This window comes from Nocardioides sp. NPDC127503, assembly GCF_040302165.1.
Taxonomy (GTDB): domain Bacteria; phylum Actinomycetota; class Actinomycetes; order Propionibacteriales; family Nocardioidaceae; genus Nocardioides.
On the sequence record NZ_JBEORH010000007.1, the window covers coordinates 228,465 to 244,122 of the forward strand.

17 protein-coding genes are annotated in these 15,658 nt (G+C 69.2%); 9 read left to right on the forward strand and 8 right to left on the reverse strand.

The window, feature by feature from the left end:
- Nucleotide 1 precedes the first annotated feature (1 nt).
- Nucleotides 2–1,423, forward strand: coding sequence for an RNA 5'-3' helicase PhoH2 (gene phoH2, locus ABTW65_RS17625; RefSeq protein WP_502890609.1), 1,422 nt, complete (start codon nucleotides 2–4; stop codon nucleotides 1,421–1,423).
- 188 nt (nucleotides 1,424–1,611) lie between these two features.
- A complete protein-coding gene (locus ABTW65_RS17630; protein ID WP_350662335.1) occupies nucleotides 1,612–2,322 on the forward strand; it encodes an aggregation-promoting factor C-terminal-like domain-containing protein in 711 nt (236 codons plus the stop codon).
- Between the two features lie 75 nt (nucleotides 2,323–2,397).
- On the opposite strand, the gene ABTW65_RS17635 is transcribed toward ABTW65_RS17630, so the two are convergent.
- Together ABTW65_RS17635 and ABTW65_RS17640 are read right to left on the reverse strand one after the other, a co-directional pair.
- Nucleotides 2,398–3,786 carry a class II fumarate hydratase gene (locus ABTW65_RS17635; protein WP_350662337.1) on the reverse strand — a complete coding sequence of 463 codons (1,389 nt, stop codon included), beginning with the start codon at nucleotides 3,784–3,786 and terminating at the stop codon, nucleotides 2,398–2,400.
- 18 nt (nucleotides 3,787–3,804) lie between these two features.
- On the reverse strand, nucleotides 3,805–4,491 hold the full coding sequence (locus ABTW65_RS17640) for a spermidine synthase (protein WP_350662339.1): 687 nt from the start codon (nucleotides 4,489–4,491) through the stop codon (nucleotides 3,805–3,807).
- A gap of 36 nt (nucleotides 4,492–4,527) precedes the next feature.
- On the opposite strand from ABTW65_RS17640, the gene ABTW65_RS17645 reads away from it, so the two are divergent.
- From ABTW65_RS17645 to ABTW65_RS17670, 6 genes are all read left to right on the forward strand, one after another.
- Nucleotides 4,528–5,394, forward strand: a complete 867-nt coding sequence (locus ABTW65_RS17645) for a glucose 1-dehydrogenase (RefSeq protein WP_350662341.1) — start codon at nucleotides 4,528–4,530, stop codon at nucleotides 5,392–5,394.
- The gene (locus ABTW65_RS17650; protein ID WP_350662343.1) at nucleotides 5,394–5,894 is read left to right on the forward strand and encodes a DUF6328 family protein; all 501 of its coding nucleotides are present in this window, start codon (nucleotides 5,394–5,396) and stop codon (nucleotides 5,892–5,894) included. Before ABTW65_RS17645 ends, ABTW65_RS17650 begins: the two co-directional genes overlap by 1 nt.
- A gap of 61 nt (nucleotides 5,895–5,955) precedes the next feature.
- Nucleotides 5,956–6,402: an NfeD family protein gene (locus tag ABTW65_RS17655; protein ID WP_350662345.1), complete on the forward strand. Its 447-nt coding sequence runs from the start codon at nucleotides 5,956–5,958 to the stop codon at nucleotides 6,400–6,402.
- A gap of 15 nt (nucleotides 6,403–6,417) precedes the next feature.
- A complete protein-coding gene (locus ABTW65_RS17660; protein WP_350662346.1) occupies nucleotides 6,418–7,446 on the forward strand; it encodes an SPFH domain-containing protein in 1,029 nt (342 codons plus the stop codon).
- A gap of 62 nt (nucleotides 7,447–7,508) precedes the next feature.
- Nucleotides 7,509–8,054, forward strand: coding sequence for a GNAT family N-acetyltransferase (locus ABTW65_RS17665; protein ID WP_350662349.1), 546 nt, complete (start codon nucleotides 7,509–7,511; stop codon nucleotides 8,052–8,054).
- Between the two features lie 18 nt (nucleotides 8,055–8,072).
- Nucleotides 8,073–8,300, forward strand: coding sequence for a hypothetical protein (locus ABTW65_RS17670; protein ID WP_350662351.1), 228 nt, complete (start codon nucleotides 8,073–8,075; stop codon nucleotides 8,298–8,300).
- 88 nt (nucleotides 8,301–8,388) lie between these two features.
- Here ABTW65_RS17670 and ABTW65_RS17675 read toward each other — a convergent pair whose 3' ends face one another.
- From ABTW65_RS17675 to ABTW65_RS17700, 6 genes are all read right to left on the reverse strand, one after another.
- Nucleotides 8,389–8,703, reverse strand: a complete 315-nt coding sequence (locus ABTW65_RS17675) for a TFIIB-type zinc ribbon-containing protein (RefSeq protein WP_350662353.1) — start codon at nucleotides 8,701–8,703, stop codon at nucleotides 8,389–8,391.
- A 114-nt stretch (nucleotides 8,704–8,817) separates the two neighbouring features.
- Entirely contained in the window at nucleotides 8,818–9,051 is a 234-nt protein-coding gene (locus ABTW65_RS17680; RefSeq protein ID WP_292648302.1) for a helix-turn-helix transcriptional regulator, read from the reverse strand.
- A 3-nt stretch (nucleotides 9,052–9,054) separates the two neighbouring features.
- Complete coding sequence (locus tag ABTW65_RS17685) at nucleotides 9,055–9,921, reverse strand: ABC transporter permease (protein WP_350662355.1); 867 nt, start codon at nucleotides 9,919–9,921, stop codon at nucleotides 9,055–9,057.
- Nucleotides 9,918–10,862, reverse strand: coding sequence for an ABC transporter ATP-binding protein (locus tag ABTW65_RS17690; RefSeq protein WP_350662357.1), 945 nt, complete (start codon nucleotides 10,860–10,862; stop codon nucleotides 9,918–9,920). The genes ABTW65_RS17685 and ABTW65_RS17690 overlap by 4 nt, the downstream gene beginning before the upstream one ends.
- A 59-nt stretch (nucleotides 10,863–10,921) precedes the next feature.
- Nucleotides 10,922–12,610, reverse strand: a complete 1,689-nt coding sequence (locus tag ABTW65_RS17695; RefSeq protein WP_350662359.1) for a fumarate hydratase — start codon at nucleotides 12,608–12,610, stop codon at nucleotides 10,922–10,924.
- Nucleotides 12,611–12,709: 99 nt separating this feature from the next.
- A complete protein-coding gene (locus tag ABTW65_RS17700; protein WP_350662361.1) occupies nucleotides 12,710–13,825 on the reverse strand; it encodes a Zn-dependent alcohol dehydrogenase in 1,116 nt (371 codons plus the stop codon).
- Between the two features lie 154 nt (nucleotides 13,826–13,979).
- Between ABTW65_RS17700 and ABTW65_RS17705 the strand changes: the two genes are divergently transcribed.
- Nucleotides 13,980–15,629, forward strand: a complete 1,650-nt coding sequence (locus ABTW65_RS17705; RefSeq protein WP_350662363.1) for a sigma-54-dependent Fis family transcriptional regulator — start codon at nucleotides 13,980–13,982, stop codon at nucleotides 15,627–15,629.
- Nucleotides 15,630–15,658: the final 29 nt, after the last annotated feature.

Consider the following 15,658-nt stretch of genomic DNA (forward strand, 5'->3'; position numbering starts at 1 on the left):
TATGAGCCGGTCGCGAGAGGTGATCCGCGTGGCCAACCGAACCACGAACGAGCATGTCACCGAGGCCGATACGTCGGCCGCTCCGACACCGGCGTCGGAGTCTTCCCCCTCGGAGAGCGAGTCGCCTTCAGTGCGTACGTTCGTTCTCGACACCAGCGTCCTGCTCTCGGACCCGAAGGCAATGACGCGCTTCGCCGAGCACGAGGTCGTGCTCCCGGTGGTGGTGATCACCGAGCTGGAGGGAAAGCGGCACCATCCGGAGCTGGGCTACTTCGCCCGCTCCGCACTCCGGCAGCTCGACGAGCTGCGGATCACCCACGGCCGCCTGGACACCGCGGTCCCGGTCGGAGAGACGGGCGGCACCATCCGCGTCGAGCTCAACCACACCGACCCGTCCTCGCTGCCGAGCGGATTCCGGCTCGGGGACAACGACACTCGGATCCTCGCGGTCGCGCGCAACCTGAAGGGCGACGGGCTCGACGTCACCCTGGTCTCCAAGGACCTGCCGATGCGGATCAAGGCGTCCGCGGTCGGGCTGAAGGCCGAGGACTACCGCGGTGAGCGGATCAACGACTCCGACCCGGGCTACTCCGGAATGGCCGAGCTGGACGTCGCCGCTGCGGACCTCGACGAGCTCTACGACGACGGCGTCCTCGACCTCGACACGGCCCGCGACCTGCCCTGCCACACCGGTCTGGTGCTGATGTCGGACCGCGGCACCGCGCTCGGCCGGGTCGGCCCGGACAAGCAGGTGCACCTCGTCCGCGGCGACCGGGAGGTCTTCGGGATCCACGGCCGCTCCGCGGAGCAGCGGATCGCGCTCGAGATGCTGCTCGACCCCGAGGTCGGCATCGTCTCCCTCGGTGGCCGGGCCGGCACCGGGAAGTCCGCGCTGGCGCTGTGCGCCGGCCTGGAGGCGGTCATGGAGCGCAACCAGCACAAGAAGGTGCTCATCTTCCGCCCGCTCTTCGCCGTCGGCGGCCAGGAGCTCGGCTACCTGCCCGGCACCGAGGGCGAGAAGATGTCGCCGTGGGGCCAGGCGGTCTTCGACACCCTCTCCGCGGTGACCACGCAGGACGTGATCGACGAGATCATCGACCGGGGCATGCTGGAGGTGTTGCCGCTGACCCACATCCGCGGCCGCTCGCTCCACGACTCGTTCGTGATCGTCGACGAGGCGCAGTCGCTGGAGCGCAACGTGCTCCTGACGGTGCTCTCCCGCATCGGCGCCAACTCGAAGGTCGTGCTCACCCACGACGTCGCCCAGCGCGACAACCTCCGGGTCGGACGCCACGACGGGGTGGTTGCGGTGATCGAGAAGCTGAAGGGCCACCCGCTCTTCTCCCACGTGACCCTGACCCGCTCCGAGCGCTCGCCGATCGCCGCGCTCGTCACCGAGATGCTGGAGAACGTCGTTCCGTAATCATTGTCACGTCAACGGCCCCAGACCTGTAAGGTCTGGGGCCGTTGTGATTTCTGTGACTCATGTTACGGAAGTGATGCTCAGGACGGTCATTTCTGACCTACAAACGGTGCGTCCGGTTTGATACGGGGTTGGCGCTCATGCATTGTTTGCGGGTCTGCAATGCCTCAGCCCCCGAATGAGAGCCCGTGACCAAGCCAGTTCATCGTGCCCCGCGACATCGCGGTGCGCCAGCGAATCCGCTTGTCGACGTTCCGCACAAGGCTGCGCGTACGACCGCCAAGACAACCCTCCTCCTCTCCGTCCTCGCCCTAGGCGGGACCGGCGCCGCAGTTGCAGGCGGGGTGGCCTACACCGGCCCCGCCACCGACGACCCGACGCTCAGCGCGGGCGAGTCGGCAGCCGCCGACATCCCCGAGCTGAGCGACGCCCAGCGCGCCGCGATCGAGGCCGAGTCCGCCGCCCGCGGCGGCGAGACCTCCCTGTCGCGTTCGGCCGGTGACCGCCGTGAAGTCGCCGACCCCGGCAAGCAGGCCGCATTGTCGGCCAGCAACGACGTACGGGCCATCGCCGGCGTCGAAGAGATCGAGATCGATCTGCGCAACCCCAAGGACATCGCCAAGTCTATGCTCGGCGACTTCGGCTGGGGGATGGACCAGTTCTCCTGCCTGGAGCCGCTCTGGGAGAAGGAGTCCGGCTGGAACCACACCGCAGCCAACCCCTCCTCCAGCGCCTACGGCATCCCGCAGGCCCTGCCGGGCTCCAAGATGGCCAGCGCAGGCGACGACTGGGAGACGAACCCGGCCACCCAGATCGAGTGGGGCCTCGGCTACATCAACGACCGCTACGGCTCCCCCTGCGGCGCCTGGAGCCACTCCCAGTCCGTCGGCTGGTACTGAGCAACTGCCGAGTCGGCGCGTTAGAACGCGCCGACTCGGCGTGGTTTTTGGTCAGTTCGAGCCGACTCGGCGCTTTCAGGGGTGGGTCATCGACTCGACGTCCAGGGCCTCGTCCAGCTGGGCCTCGGTGAGCGCGCCGTCGGCGACATAGCCGAGCTCGATGACGGTCTCCCGGATCGTGGCGCCCTCGGCGAGGGCCTGCTTGGCGACCTTGGCGGCGGCCTCGTAGCCGATGTACTTGTTGAGCGGGGTGACGATCGAGGGGGAGGACTCGGCGTAGGCACGGAGGCGCTCGGGGACGGGGACGATCCCGTCGACGGTGCGCTCGGCCAGGACGGTCATCGAGGTGGCGAGCAGACGGATCGACTCCAGGACGTTGCGGGCCATCACCGGCATCGCGACGTTGAGCTCGAAGGCGCCCGAGGCGCCGGCGGCGGTCACCGCGGCGTCGTTACCGATCACCTGGAAGGCGACCATCAAGGTGGCCTCCGGCACGACCGGGTTGACCTTGCCGGGCATGATCGAGGAGCCCGGCTGGAGGTCGGGCAGGTGGATCTCGGCCAGGCCGGTGGTGGGGCCCGACGACATCCAGCGCAGGTCGTTGTTGATCTTGATCAGGCCGACCGCGATCGTCTTCAGTACGCCGGAGAGCTCGACCAGCGAGTCACGGGTGCCCTGGGCCTCGAAGTGGTTGCGGGCCTCGGTGAACGGCTGGCCGGTGCGGTTGGAGAGGTCGGCGATCACGGCCTGCGGGAACCCGGCGGGTGTGTTGATGCCGGTCCCGACCGCGGTGCCGCCCAGCGCCAGCTCGCGCACCCGCGGGAGCACCGACTCGAGCCGCTCGGCCGCGTAGCGGACGGTGGCTGCGTACCCTCCGAACTCCTGGCCCAGGGTGACCGGCGTGGCGTCCATCAGGTGCGTACGCCCTGACTTCACCAGCCCGGAGAACTCCTCGGCCTTCGCCTCGAGCGAGCCGGCCAGCACGTCGATCGCGGGCAGCAGTTGCTCGGTGACGGCGACGGCGGCCGCGACGTGGATCGCGGTCGGGAAGGTGTCATTGGAGGACTGGGAGGCGTTGACGTGGTCGTTGGGATGTACGTCCCTGCCGGCCCGAGCCGTCAGGGAGGCGATCACCTCGTTGGCGTTCATGTTGGAGGACGTGCCGGACCCGGTCTGGAAGACGTCGATCGGGAACGCGTCGTCGTGCCGGCCCTCGGAGACCTCGCCGGCGGCGGCGATGATCGCCTCGGCCTTGTCGCCGGGCAGGACGCCGAGATCGAAGTTGGCCTTGGCGGCGGCCGCCTTCACATGACCGATCGCATGGATCAGCGCGGGCTCGATGGGCGTGCCCGAGATGGGGAAGTTCTCCACGGCCCGCTGGGTCTGGGCGCGCCACAGCGCATCCTTCGGGACCCGGACCTCTCCCATGGAGTCGTGCTCGATGCGAAAGCTCATGTCGTCCATGTCTGATTCAACCTTTGACTAGTTGGTGCCATTCCCTCGCGAGACCCCGCCGGCAGAGAGCCGGCCCACATAGAGCCAGTAGGTCTCGGAGTGCCCCTGCAGGTCGACCGGGTAGGAGAGCGCCTCGGCCTCGTCGAAGACCTGCGCCATCACCTCCAGCAGCGCCGGAGCCTTCGCGGCCGACCACACCACCACGGTGCCACCCGGGGCCGTCGCCCGCCGGGCATCCGCCAACGCCGGCGCCTCGTAGAGCGCTCCGTTGGCGTCGTGGACCAGGTAGCCGGGGCCGTTGTCGACGTCCAGCAGCACGACGTCGTACGCCTCGGCCCGGCTCTCCCGCAGGATCACGGCCACGTCGGCGACCTCGATGTGGACGCGCTCGTCCTTCAGCAGGTCGGGGCCGTGGGGGATCCGGCCGGTCCGCATCCACTCGACCAGGCGCGGCTCGATCTCGACGACCGTGACCGCCTCGACCCGCGGGTCGGTCAGCACGGCCTCGAGGGTGAAGCCGAGCCCGAGGCCGCCGATGAGCACGTGCCTCGGCTCCGGGTGCAGCTCGAGGGCACGCGTCGCCAGCGCCTTCTCGGTCGATGTCTCCCGGGTGTCCATCACGAAGATCCCGTTGGCCCGCAGCTCCAGGTGGCCGTCCGCTCGATGCCGTAGCGCCAGTCCACCGTCGACGATCACCGATTCAGTCCCGCTCACGGCTCCATTGTGTCCGATGTGGGTACCGGGCTCTTCATGAGCGATGACAACACCCAGTTCCCAGCGCAGCAGCAGGAGCCTCCCGGGCTCACCGGCGAGATGGACCCGCTGCCCGACCACGGCGAGTCCAGCTACCAGGGCCACGGCCGCCTCGATGGCAAGGTCGCGCTCATCACCGGTGCCGACTCCGGCATCGGCCGCGCGGTCGCCATCGCGTACGCCCGTGAGGGGGCCGACGTGGCCTTCACCTACCTCCCGGAGGAGGAGCCGGACGCGCAGGAGACCTCGAAGCTGGTCGAGGAGGCCGGACGTACGCCGCTGGCCATCCCGATCGACCTGCGCGAGCGTGAGGCGTGCGACGAGGTCGTCGAACGCACCGTGCAGGAGCTCGGCGGCCTCGACATCCTGGTCAACAACGCCGGCTACCAGTTCGCCCGCGACAAGGGGCTGATGGACATGGATGACGAGCGGATCGACCGGACGTTCAAGACCAACCTGTACGCCCTGCTCTGGCTGACCCGGGCAGCCGTCCCGCACCTGCAGAAGAGCAACGGCTGCGTCATCAACAACGCCTCCATCCAGGCGTACGAGCCCTCGACCAGCCTGCTCGACTACGCGGCCACCAAGGCGGCCATCAACAACTTCACCGTCAACCTCGCCGCCGAGCTCGGCCCGGACGGTGTCCGGGTGAACGCGGTGGCGCCTGGGCCGATCTGGACCCCGCTGCAGCCGGCGACGCAGGCGCCGGAGAAGGTGGAGAAGTTCGGGGCCAACACGCCGCTGGGGCGCGCCGGCCAGCCGGCCGAGGTCGCGCCGGCGTTCGTCTTCCTGGCATCACCGGCCGAGGCGTCCTACGTCTCCGGCACCGTTCTCGGGGTGACTGGGGGACGGCCGGTGTTCTGATGGCCGCGAGCAGCTTTCACGACGAAAAGATCGAGGGCGGCGGTCCGGACGAGCGGCCGGAGGAACGGATCACCCGTAACTGGAACGAGCTCCTCCAGGAGCTGCGGGTGCTGCAGACGGGTGTGCAGATCCTCACCGGTTTCCTGCTGACGGTCCCGTTCTCGCCCCGCTTCACGGATCTGGCCGATCATCAGCAGACGATCTACCTCGTGGTGCTGGTCGGCTCGGTCATCACCACGTCCCTCATCATCGCTCCGGTCTCCTTCCACCGGATCCTGTTCCGGCGCCGCCAGCGGCCGTGGCTGGTCAAGGCCTCGCACGGCTGTGCACGGGCCGGACTGGCCGGCTTCGCAATCACCTCGGCGCTGGTCGTGCTGCTCGTCTTCGACGTCGTCCTCTCCTTCGGAGCCGGGGTCGTCGCCGCCATCGCCGTGCTGGTCCTGTTCGTCTCGCTGTGGGCGGGACTGCCGCTGATGAACGGGAAAAACAACTCCCACTGATCCCGTGTGATGACCACCACAGCGGGAGTACGCTGGGGAGAAACCGAGTCTTGGTGGGCTTATGTGGTCGATCTTCTGGATCCTCGTCGCGGTGCTGCTCGGAGTGGCCGAGGCGTTCACGATGACGCTGGCGTTCGCGTTCGTCGCCGGCGGGGCGCTGCTTGCCGCGGGCAGCGCGGCCCTCGGCGCGCCGGTGCTGGTGCAGCTGCTCGTCTTCGTCCTCGCGGGCGGTGGCAGCGTGCTGCTGGTGCGGCCGGTGGCGCGACGGCACCTGGCCGTGCCGCCGCCCTCGCGTGACGGCACCGACGCCCTGGTCGGCCGGCAAGCGGTCGTCCTCGCGGAGGTGAGCTACGCGCACGGGCTGGTCCGGCTCGCGGGCGAGGAATGGACCGCCCGGCCCTATGACGAGGACCTGGTCATCCCGGTCGGATGCCGGGTCGACGTGCTCGAGATCGAAGGCGCGACTGCGCTCGTGCACCCGCGCGACCCGCTGTCGCTGTCCCCCTAGAGGAGGGCGTACGAGATGGAACTTCTGCTGATCGTTCTGGTCATGGTCGCGCTGGTGGTGGGGGCGGTCGCCTCGACGGTGCGGATCGTGCCGCAGGCCAGGCGCTACAACATCGAGCGCTTCGGGCGCTACCGGATCACCCTGCAGCCGGGGCTCAACTTCGTGATCCCGCTGGTGGACCGGGTCAACACCAAGCTGGACGTGCGCGAGACCGTCTACTCCTCCAACCCCCGGCCGGTGATCACCGAGGACAACCTGGTGGTCAACATCGACACGGTGCTCTACTACCAGATCACCGACCCGCGGTCGGCCGCCTACGAGGTCGCCAACTACCTGCAGGCGATCGACCAGCTCACCGTCACCACGCTGCGAAACCTGATCGGCTCGATGGACCTGGAGAGCACCCTGACCTCGCGCGAGACGATCAACGCGCGGCTGCGTGAGGTGCTCGACGACGCCACCGGGAAGTGGGGGATCCGGGTCAACCGGGTCGAGATCAAGGCGATCGACCCGCCGGCCTCGATCAAGGAGGCGATGGAGAAGCAGATGCGCGCCGAGCGTGACAAGCGCGCCGCCATCCTGCACGCGGAGGGCAAGCGGGCCTCGCTGATCCTCGAGGCCGAGGGCACCCGGCAGAAGTCCATCCTGGAGGCGGAGGGCAACCAGCAGGCTCGGGTGCTCGAGGCCGACGGTGAGGCCACGGCGCTCGAGCGGGTCTTCCAGGCGGTCCACGCGAACGACGCCGACGCCAAGGTCTTGGCCTACAAGTACCTCGAGATGCTGCCGTCGCTCGCCTCGCACGGCAACTCGTTCTGGGTCATCCCCGGCGAGCTCACCGAGGCGATGCGTACGGTCACCGGCGCCTTCGCCGACAACGCCTCCTCTATGCGGTCGGCGAAGGTCTCGGACAACGGCCACGAGGCAGGACGTACGCCGCCGGTTCCTTCGCCCCGCGACGCCATCGAGCAGGCGGAGAGCGAGGCGGCCAAGGCGGTCGAGGCGGCCCAGGAGGAGTCGGCCCGGGCCGATCGCATCATCGGGTGACGCCGCGGGAGGTGGCAGAAACCCGTTTCCTAGGGGCACCCGGCCGCTGACAGGATGGCCGGGTGCCGCTGCCCACCCCGACGCTGAAGACCGAGCGGTTGCGGCTGCGGCCGTTCGCCGACACCGATGCCGAGCCGCTGTTCGCCCTCCAGAGCGACGCGTACGTCTTGCGCTACTGGGACTCGCCGCCGTGGACGGAGCGCGCGCGTGCCGAGCAGTTCATCGCTAGGAGCCGTGAGATGGCGGAGGAGGGGAGCGGAGCGCGGCTGGTCATCGAGAGCGACTCCACCTTCGTCGGCTGGTGCACCCTGAACTCCTGGAACCCCGAGTTCCGCAGCGCGTCGCTGGGCTACTGCCTCGCCCGGGCCGGGTGGGGCCAGGGCTTCGCGACCGAAGCCGTGGGCGCAGTGCTGGGGTGGGCGTTCGACACCCTCGACCTGAACCGGGTCCAGGCGGAGGCCGACACCCGCAACGCCGCCTCCGCCCGCGTGCTGGAGAAGCTCGGGTTCACGCTGGAGGGGACGCTGCGCGAGGACTGCGTGGTGAACGGCGACGTCTCGGACTCGTGGGTGTTCGGGCTGCTCCGGCGGGAGTGGTTCTCCCGGTAACGGGGTACCGCACCGGACATGAGCCAGCAACCGCTACCAGCAGAGGGGCCCGACGACCCCGAGTACACCGAGGAGACCGGTCAGGTCTCCGAGGCCGAGAATCTCGACGAGGACGAGGCCGGCACGCCGATCGCGCCCGCGGACTCGACGGCGGGCTATCCCGACTCCGAGTCCGGCGACCCGGACACGCAGGGGTCCGGACCGAGCGAGGCGCCGCCCGAGAACCGGCGCGACAACGACGTCTAGCGGTTCCTAGGCTGGGTGCCCGCTGAACTCGCTGAGCTCGCGGAACCCCCGATCCGACGTGCAGGCGCGTTCGTGGCCTCCAGCAGGATCAGCCGAAGAGGTCACCCAGCCAGGACTCGCGGTGGTGGCTGTGGCGCTTGTCGTGGCGCCGGTCGTCGTCGTAGTCGCGCCGCTCGTACTCTTTCTTCTCGTAGTCCCGCTTCTCATAGCGTCGCTCGTCGCGCTGCTCCTGGCGGGGCTGCTGCTGGTAGCCGCCGGGCTGCGGGGCGCCGACGGACCGCTCGATGATCTTGTCGATCTCGCCGCGGTCCAGCCACACACCACGGCACTGCGGGCAGTAGTCGATCTCGATGCCTTGGCGCTCGCTCATCACCAGGGTGGCACCGTCGATGGGGCACTGCATGGGGGTCTCCTCGTCGTCGGGGATCGGCGCCCATCAACCTATCCGGTCGCCCCGCATCGCCGAGGCTCAGCGTCGGCGGACGTCCGGTCTTCGGCTGCTCCGGAAGGAATGGGATCAGTCGCCGAGACGCTTGAACGGCTCGATGGCGAAGACGACGTCGACGGCGACGTCGAAGTAGGCGGCGATCCGCAGAGCAAGATGCAACGAGGGGCTGTATTCGCCCCGCTCCAGGTAGCCCACGGTCTGGTAGTGGACGCCGAGGGCGTCGGCGAGCTCCCGACGGGAGATGCCGCGCTCGGCGCGTAGCATCGCGATCCGGTTGTAGACGGTGTCCGATTCGTTGGCCACAGGTCAGTAGCCCCTGGTCATGACCTTGTCGCGCGCGGCAGCGATCGCGGAGCCGGTCTGGCGGCGAGCCATCCGGCGGAGCACGATCGGTGCCAGCACGAGGCCGACCACGGCCCAGACGCCGAGGACGCCGAACATCTCGACCGTGCGCCAGGAGTCTCCGATCTCCGCGGCCTCCGCCCCCGCAGGCATCATCGCGGACCGCGTGCCGAGCCCGAGCCAGTAGAAGGGGAAGATCTGCCCGACCCACTGCAGCCAGGTGGGCATCGCGGTGATCGGGTAGAAGATGCCGGAGATCGCGATCAACAGCATCGAGGCCAGCATGATCAGCATCGATTGGGCGCTCGACTTGAAGATCGAGCCGAGCGCCGACCCGATCGGAACGGTCGCGACCATGCCGACGACGAAGATGACTGGGAGCAGCAGCGCCGTGCGGCCGTCGATCCGGAGGTCGCCGATCACCGTCAGCGCGGGAATCGCGAGCAGCACCAGGCTGGCCAGCGTGGTCAGCCCGAAGAACCAGATCTTGCCGATCAGGTAGCCGAGCATCCCGTCGGGCGTCGCTTTGGCCCGCAGCAGCGTGCCGTCCTCACGGTCGGTGGCGATCTGCATCGCCGGGCCCGCGAGGCCGCCGAAGGCGATCGACATCCCGATCAGGCTCGGCAGCACCATCGCACCCAGTGCGAGGTCGGTGCCGGGCACGGTGTTGCCGCGCATGAACAGCAGCGTCACCGTGAAGCCGACCGGGAACAGGAGCATCCAGAAGATGTCGCCGACGTCGGTCAGCGAATACTTGGTCTCCAGCCACCCGCGGTGCAGCCCGGCGCGTACGGCGACGCCGCGCGTACCTTTCGTCCCGGTGGTGATCATGACAGCGCCTCCAGTTTCTCGTGCTCCTCGGCCTGGCCGCTCTCGACCCGCTGGACGAGCGCCAGGTAGGTGTCCTCGAGGTTGGCCCGTTTCACCTCGAGCTCAGTCACGTCGGGGTCGGTCGCGAGCAGGCGGCGTACGAACTCGGTCGGGTCGCGGTCCTCGACCGCGTGCACGTGCCGCTCGCCTCCGGCGGTCCAGCGGACCTCCGCCTTGGTCGCGAGGTCGAGGGCCAGCTTGTCGGGACTGCCGTCGGCGATGATCGTGCCGCGGTCGAGCACGAGGATCCGGTCGGCGAGCTTCTCCGCCTCGGCCAGGTCGTGGGTGGTCAGCAGCACGGTCGTGTTCTCGAAGTCGGAGAGCCGGTGCACGAGTTCGTGGAACTCTCGTCGCGCGTGCGGGTCGAAGCCGGCCGTCGGCTCGTCGAGGAACACCAGCTCAGGACGGCCGACGATGCCGATCGCGACGTCGACCCGGCGGCGCTGGCCGCCGGAGAGTCGCATCACCCTCTGGTCTGCGTGGGCGGTGAGGCCGACGACGGCGAGGAGCTCGTCGACGTCCCACGGGCGAGGAACCTCAGCGGTGGCGTACGGCGCGTAGAACCGCGCGTGGTAGTCGAGCAGGTCGCGCACCCGCCAGCGGCTGTGGTCCCGCCATGACTGGAGCACCACGCCGACCCGCGCACGCCACCGCTCGTCGCCCCGTGCCGGGTCGGAGCCCAACACCGAGACGTCGCCTGAGGTCGGCATCCGGAATCCTTCGAGGACCTCGATGGTCGTGGTCTTGCCGGCGCCGTTGGGGCCGAGCAGGGCGACGACCTCGCCGCGACGGGCGGAGAAGGTCACGCCCTTGAGCACCTCGTTGCTGCCGTAGCGCACCCGCAGGTCGCGTACGTCGAGCGCTAGGTCGGTGAGCGCTGTTGTGCTCTCGCTATCGGGCATAGCAGGAATACTACGACCGATAGACGAAGTGCGACAGCGAATTGGATGTGGCCCCCCGCTCAGCGCTCCTTCGACCGCACCCTGATCCCGGAGAGGGGGACGGTGGTGGTGCCGGAAGGATCGGTGAAGAAGTCGTTGCCCTCGCCGTCGACGACGATGAAGGCCGGGAAGTTCTCGACCTCGATCTTCCAGACCGCCTCCATGCCGAGCTCGGGGTACTCGAGCACCTCGACGGACTTGATGCAGTCCTGTGCGAGCCGAGCGGCCGGGCCGCCGATGGAGCCGAGGTAGAAGCCGCCGTAGGTCCCGCAGGCCTCGGCCACGACCTTGGAGCGGTTGCCCTTGGCGAGCATGACCATCGAGCCGCCCGCGGCCTGGAACTGCTCGACGTAGGAGTCCATCCGCCCGGCGGTGGTCGGGCCGAAGGAGCCCGACGCCATCCCCTCGGGCGTCTTGGCGGGCCCGGCGTAGTAGACCGGGTGGTTCTTCAGGTAGTCCGGCATCTCCTCGCCGGCGTCGAGGCGCTCCTTGATCTTGGCGTGCGCGATGTCGCGCGCCACGACCATCGGGCCGGACAGCGACAGGCGGGTCTTGACCGGGTGCTGCGACAGTGTCGCCAGGATCTCCGACATCGGCTGGTTCAGGTCGATGTCCACGACCTCGCCGGCCGCGATCTCCTCGGCCATGCCGGCGTCGGGCATGTACTGCGCGGGGTCGGTCTCGAGCTGCTCGAGGAACACCCCGTCGCGCGTGATCTTGCCCAGCGCCTGGCGGTCGGCGGAGCAGGAGACCGCGATCGCCACGGGGCACGAGGCGCCGTGGCGGGGGAGCCGGACGACGCGTACGTCATGGCAGAAGTACTTGCCACCGAACTGGGCCCCGATCCCGAAGGACTGGGTCAGCTCGAAGACCTTCTCCTCCAGCTCCGTGTCGCGGAAGCCGTGGGCGCTCATCGAGCCCTCGGTCGGGAGGTTGTCGAGGTAGTGGGCGGAGGCGTACTTGGCCGTCTTGAGCGCGAACTCCGCGGAGGTCCCGCCGATGACGACGGCGAGGTGGTACGGCGGGCAGGCGGCCGTGCCGAGCGAGCGGATCTTCTCGTCGAGGAAGGTCAGGATCCGGTCGGGGTTGAGGATCGCCTTGGTCTCCTGGAACAGGAACGACTTGTTGGCCGAGCCGCCGCCCTTCGCCATGAAGAGGAACTTGTACTCCGGGCCGTTCTCACCTTCGGTGGTCGAGTAGATCTCGACCTGCGCGGGCAGGTTGGAGCCGGTGTTCTTCTCCTCGTACGTGGTCAGCGGCGCCAGCTGGGAGTAGCGCAGGTTGAGCTTGGTGTAGGCGTCGAAGACACCGCGGCTGACGGTCTCGGCGTCGTCGGCGCCGGTCAGCACACCCTCGGACTTCTTGCCCATCACGATCGCGGTGCCGGTGTCCTGGCACATCGGGAGGATCCCGCCGGCGGAGATGTTGACGTTCTTGAGCAGGTCGAGCGCGACGAAGCGGTCGTTGCCCGAGGCCTCGGGGTCGTCGATGATCTTGCGGAGCTGCTTGAGGTGGGCCGGGCGAAGGTACTGGTTGATGTCCTTCATCGCCTCGGCGGTCAGCCGGCGGATCGCCTCGGGGTCGACCTTGAGGAACTTGCGCCCGTCGACCTCGATCTCTTCCACCCCCTCGCTCGTGATCAAGCGGTAAGGAGTGTCGTCCTTGCCGGTCGGGAGGAGGTCGGAGTATCGGAACTCAACGTCAGCCACGGAAGAGAATCGTACGCCGCCAGGGCCCCGGTCCCGGCGTCGGCTCCGGAGCCGAGACCGGGACCGATGCCAGGACCGGGACCAGGGGAAGCGACAACCTCAGGAGTGGTCGTGGACGACCACGCCGCGGATGTTGGCGCCGTTGAGCAGGTCGTCGTACCCCTCGTTGACCTGCTCGAGCGTGTAGGTGCGCGTGATCAGCTCGTCGAGCTTGATGTCACCCTTCTGGTAGAGCCCGAGGATCCGCGGGATGTCGTACGTCGGGTTGCAGTCGCCGAACAGGCTGCCCTTGATCGTCTTGCGGAACAGGGTGGTGACCGCGCCGGAGAGCTGGATCGTCGGCTCGGTGAGCTTGTTGAGACCGGTGAGGACCAAGACCCCGCCCTTGCCGATCGCGTCGAAGCCGTCGGTGACGTTCTCGGCGGTGACCAGGCCCTGGGTGAGGATGGCGGAGTCGGCGAGCTGGCCGCGGGTCAGGTTGGTGACCTCGGCCAGTGCGGAGGCGGCGTCGGCGAAGGCGTGGGTGGCGCCGAGCTGGAGCGCGGCCTCGCGCTTGTTCTCCAGCGGGTCGACGGCGACGACGTACTTCGCGCCGGCGAGCCGCGCGCCCTGGACGGCGTTGATGCCGATGCCGCCGATGCCGTAGACCACGACGGTGTCGCCGGCCTTGACCGCCGCGGTGTTGACCGCGGACCCGAAGCCGGTGGGTACGCCGCAGCCGACCAGCACGGCGGACTCGAGCGAGAGGTCGTCGTCGACCTTGACCACCGAGTTCTGGTGGATGACGCCGAACTGGCTGAAGGTGCCGAGCATGCACATCGCGCCGTACTGCCCGGCGGGTCCGGTGATCGGGAACCGCTCACCCGGTAGGTAGCCCTCGAGGATGGTCGCGCCCATGTCGCAGATCGACTGCTGGCCGTTGGAGCAGTAGCGACAGGTGCCGCAGTTGGGGATGAAGGAGCACACCACGCGGTCGCCGGCCTTGACCCGGGTGACGCCGGGGCCGACCTCCTCGATGACGCCGGCGCCCTCGTGACCGAGGACCATCGGCAGCCGGGCCTCGAGGTCGCCGTGGGCGATGTGCACGTCGGAGTGGCACAGTCCGGCATGCGTGTAGCGGATCAGCACCTCGCCCGCCTGGGGCTTGTCGAGGTCGAGCTCCTCGATCACGATCGGCTTGCCGGGTTCGTAGACGACTGCAGCCTTGGTCTTCATGCTGACTCCTAGCGTGTTCCGGGATGGGAGCGGGGGATCCTTGCCACAGTCCCAGCGCGGCCGGCCGCCGGGTGTTCAGAACCTGAACAGTTCGCTTCCGGTCGACAGGACCGCCGGTTAATGTGACGTAAGCCACATTCGATGGGGGGATGCTGTGCCGACCACGACGTCATCGCATGACCCGTCGACGCCCGAACCGTCAGCGCCGGAGCGGATCGCCGCGTCGTGGCACCGCTCGCGGCTCGCCGGGGTCGACCCGGTGCGCGCCCACGGCTCGCTCTCGCCGGTCGACATCGACCCGCACGGATCCCTCTACGCGGCAGCCGACCCGGTCCTGAACGAGCTGGCCGAGAACCTCGACGGCACGACGTACGCCACCTTGCTGGTCGACCGGGACTGCCGGATCGTGCACCGCTGGTGCGGCCGGGCGCAGGTGGCGAGGGCGTTCGACGGCCTCGGGGTGGACCTTGGGGCCAGCCTGCTCGAGGAGCGGCTCGGCACCAACGCGCCGGGCACCGCGCTCGAGACCAGGCTTCCTGTGCTGGTGCACGGCCCGGAGCACTTCGCCGAGATGCTGCGCGACTTCAGCTGCTTCGCGATGCCGATCCGGCACCCGGTGACCCACCGGATCGAGGGCGTCCTCGACATCACCTCCCTCGCCAGCGACGCCAACCCGCTCCTGCGGCCGGTGGTGCAGCGCGCGGTGACCGACATCCAGCGGCGTCTCCAGGACGGCAGCCGCACCACCGACAAGCAGCTGCTCCTGGCCTTCCATGAGGCCGTGGTGGCGTGCCGGGGTGCGCTGGTCGCGGTCGGCGAGAACCTGACCGTGGCCAACCAGACGGCACAGGACAGCCTGACCGGGGCGGACATCGCCGTGCTGCGGATCCTGCTTCAGGACGTACATCTTCCGGGGGCGACGGTCATGGACATGAACCTGGAGTCGGGGGAGTCGGTCCACGTGCATGCCGAGGTGCTCGACACCCGCCGGCTTGCCGCGCTGGTACGCATCGAGCCCCGCGAGCCACGACGCGGGCTCTCGGTCAGCGCCCTGACCGAGGCGGCACGGGAGCCGGGGACGATCCTGGTGGCTGGACCTCCGGGGTCGGGGCGTACGTCTCTGGCCAGGGAGCTCGCGCCGTCGTCGCCGATCACGCTGCTCACCGGCGCCACGACGGTCCTGGAGGGCGACGGCAACTGGGCCAAGCAGTTCCGCCGCCGGATGGCGGCCGGAGTGGGCACGGTCATCATCGACGGCCTCGAGCTGCTCTCCGACGCATTGCTCGGCGTCGTCGCCGATGCGCTGGAGAGCCCGACGCGTGCTCACGTGGTGATGGTCTCGGCGCCGTTGGCCGAGCTGTCCGAGCACACCGCGGCGGTGGCCGCGCTGGCCTCCCGCGTCGAGGAGAAGCTGCCGCTGGCGGCGCGGCGCGACGAGATCCCCGGCCTGGCCCGCGAGCTGCTCTCCGCGATCAACCCGGACGCCTTCCTGACCCCCGGCGCCGAGCGGATGCTGGTCGAGCACCGCTGGCCGGGCAACGTACGCGAGCTGCGGGCCGTGCTCGCCCATGCCGCCGCCCGGCGCCGGTTCGGCGCGATCGTCGCCGCCGACCTGCCGCCGAAGCTCGGCTCCGTGCCGGGGCCGCGGGCGACGGTTCGGCCGCTCGACCAGGCCGAGCGCGACGTCATCCTGCACGAGCTGATCAAGCACGACGGCAACAAGGCCGCGGTCGCCCGCGAGCTCGGGATCTCGCGCACCACGCTGTACGCCAAGATGCGGGCGCTGCGGATCTCGACCTACTAGAAGTATCCCGCTGTGCGGGCCCTCGGGCT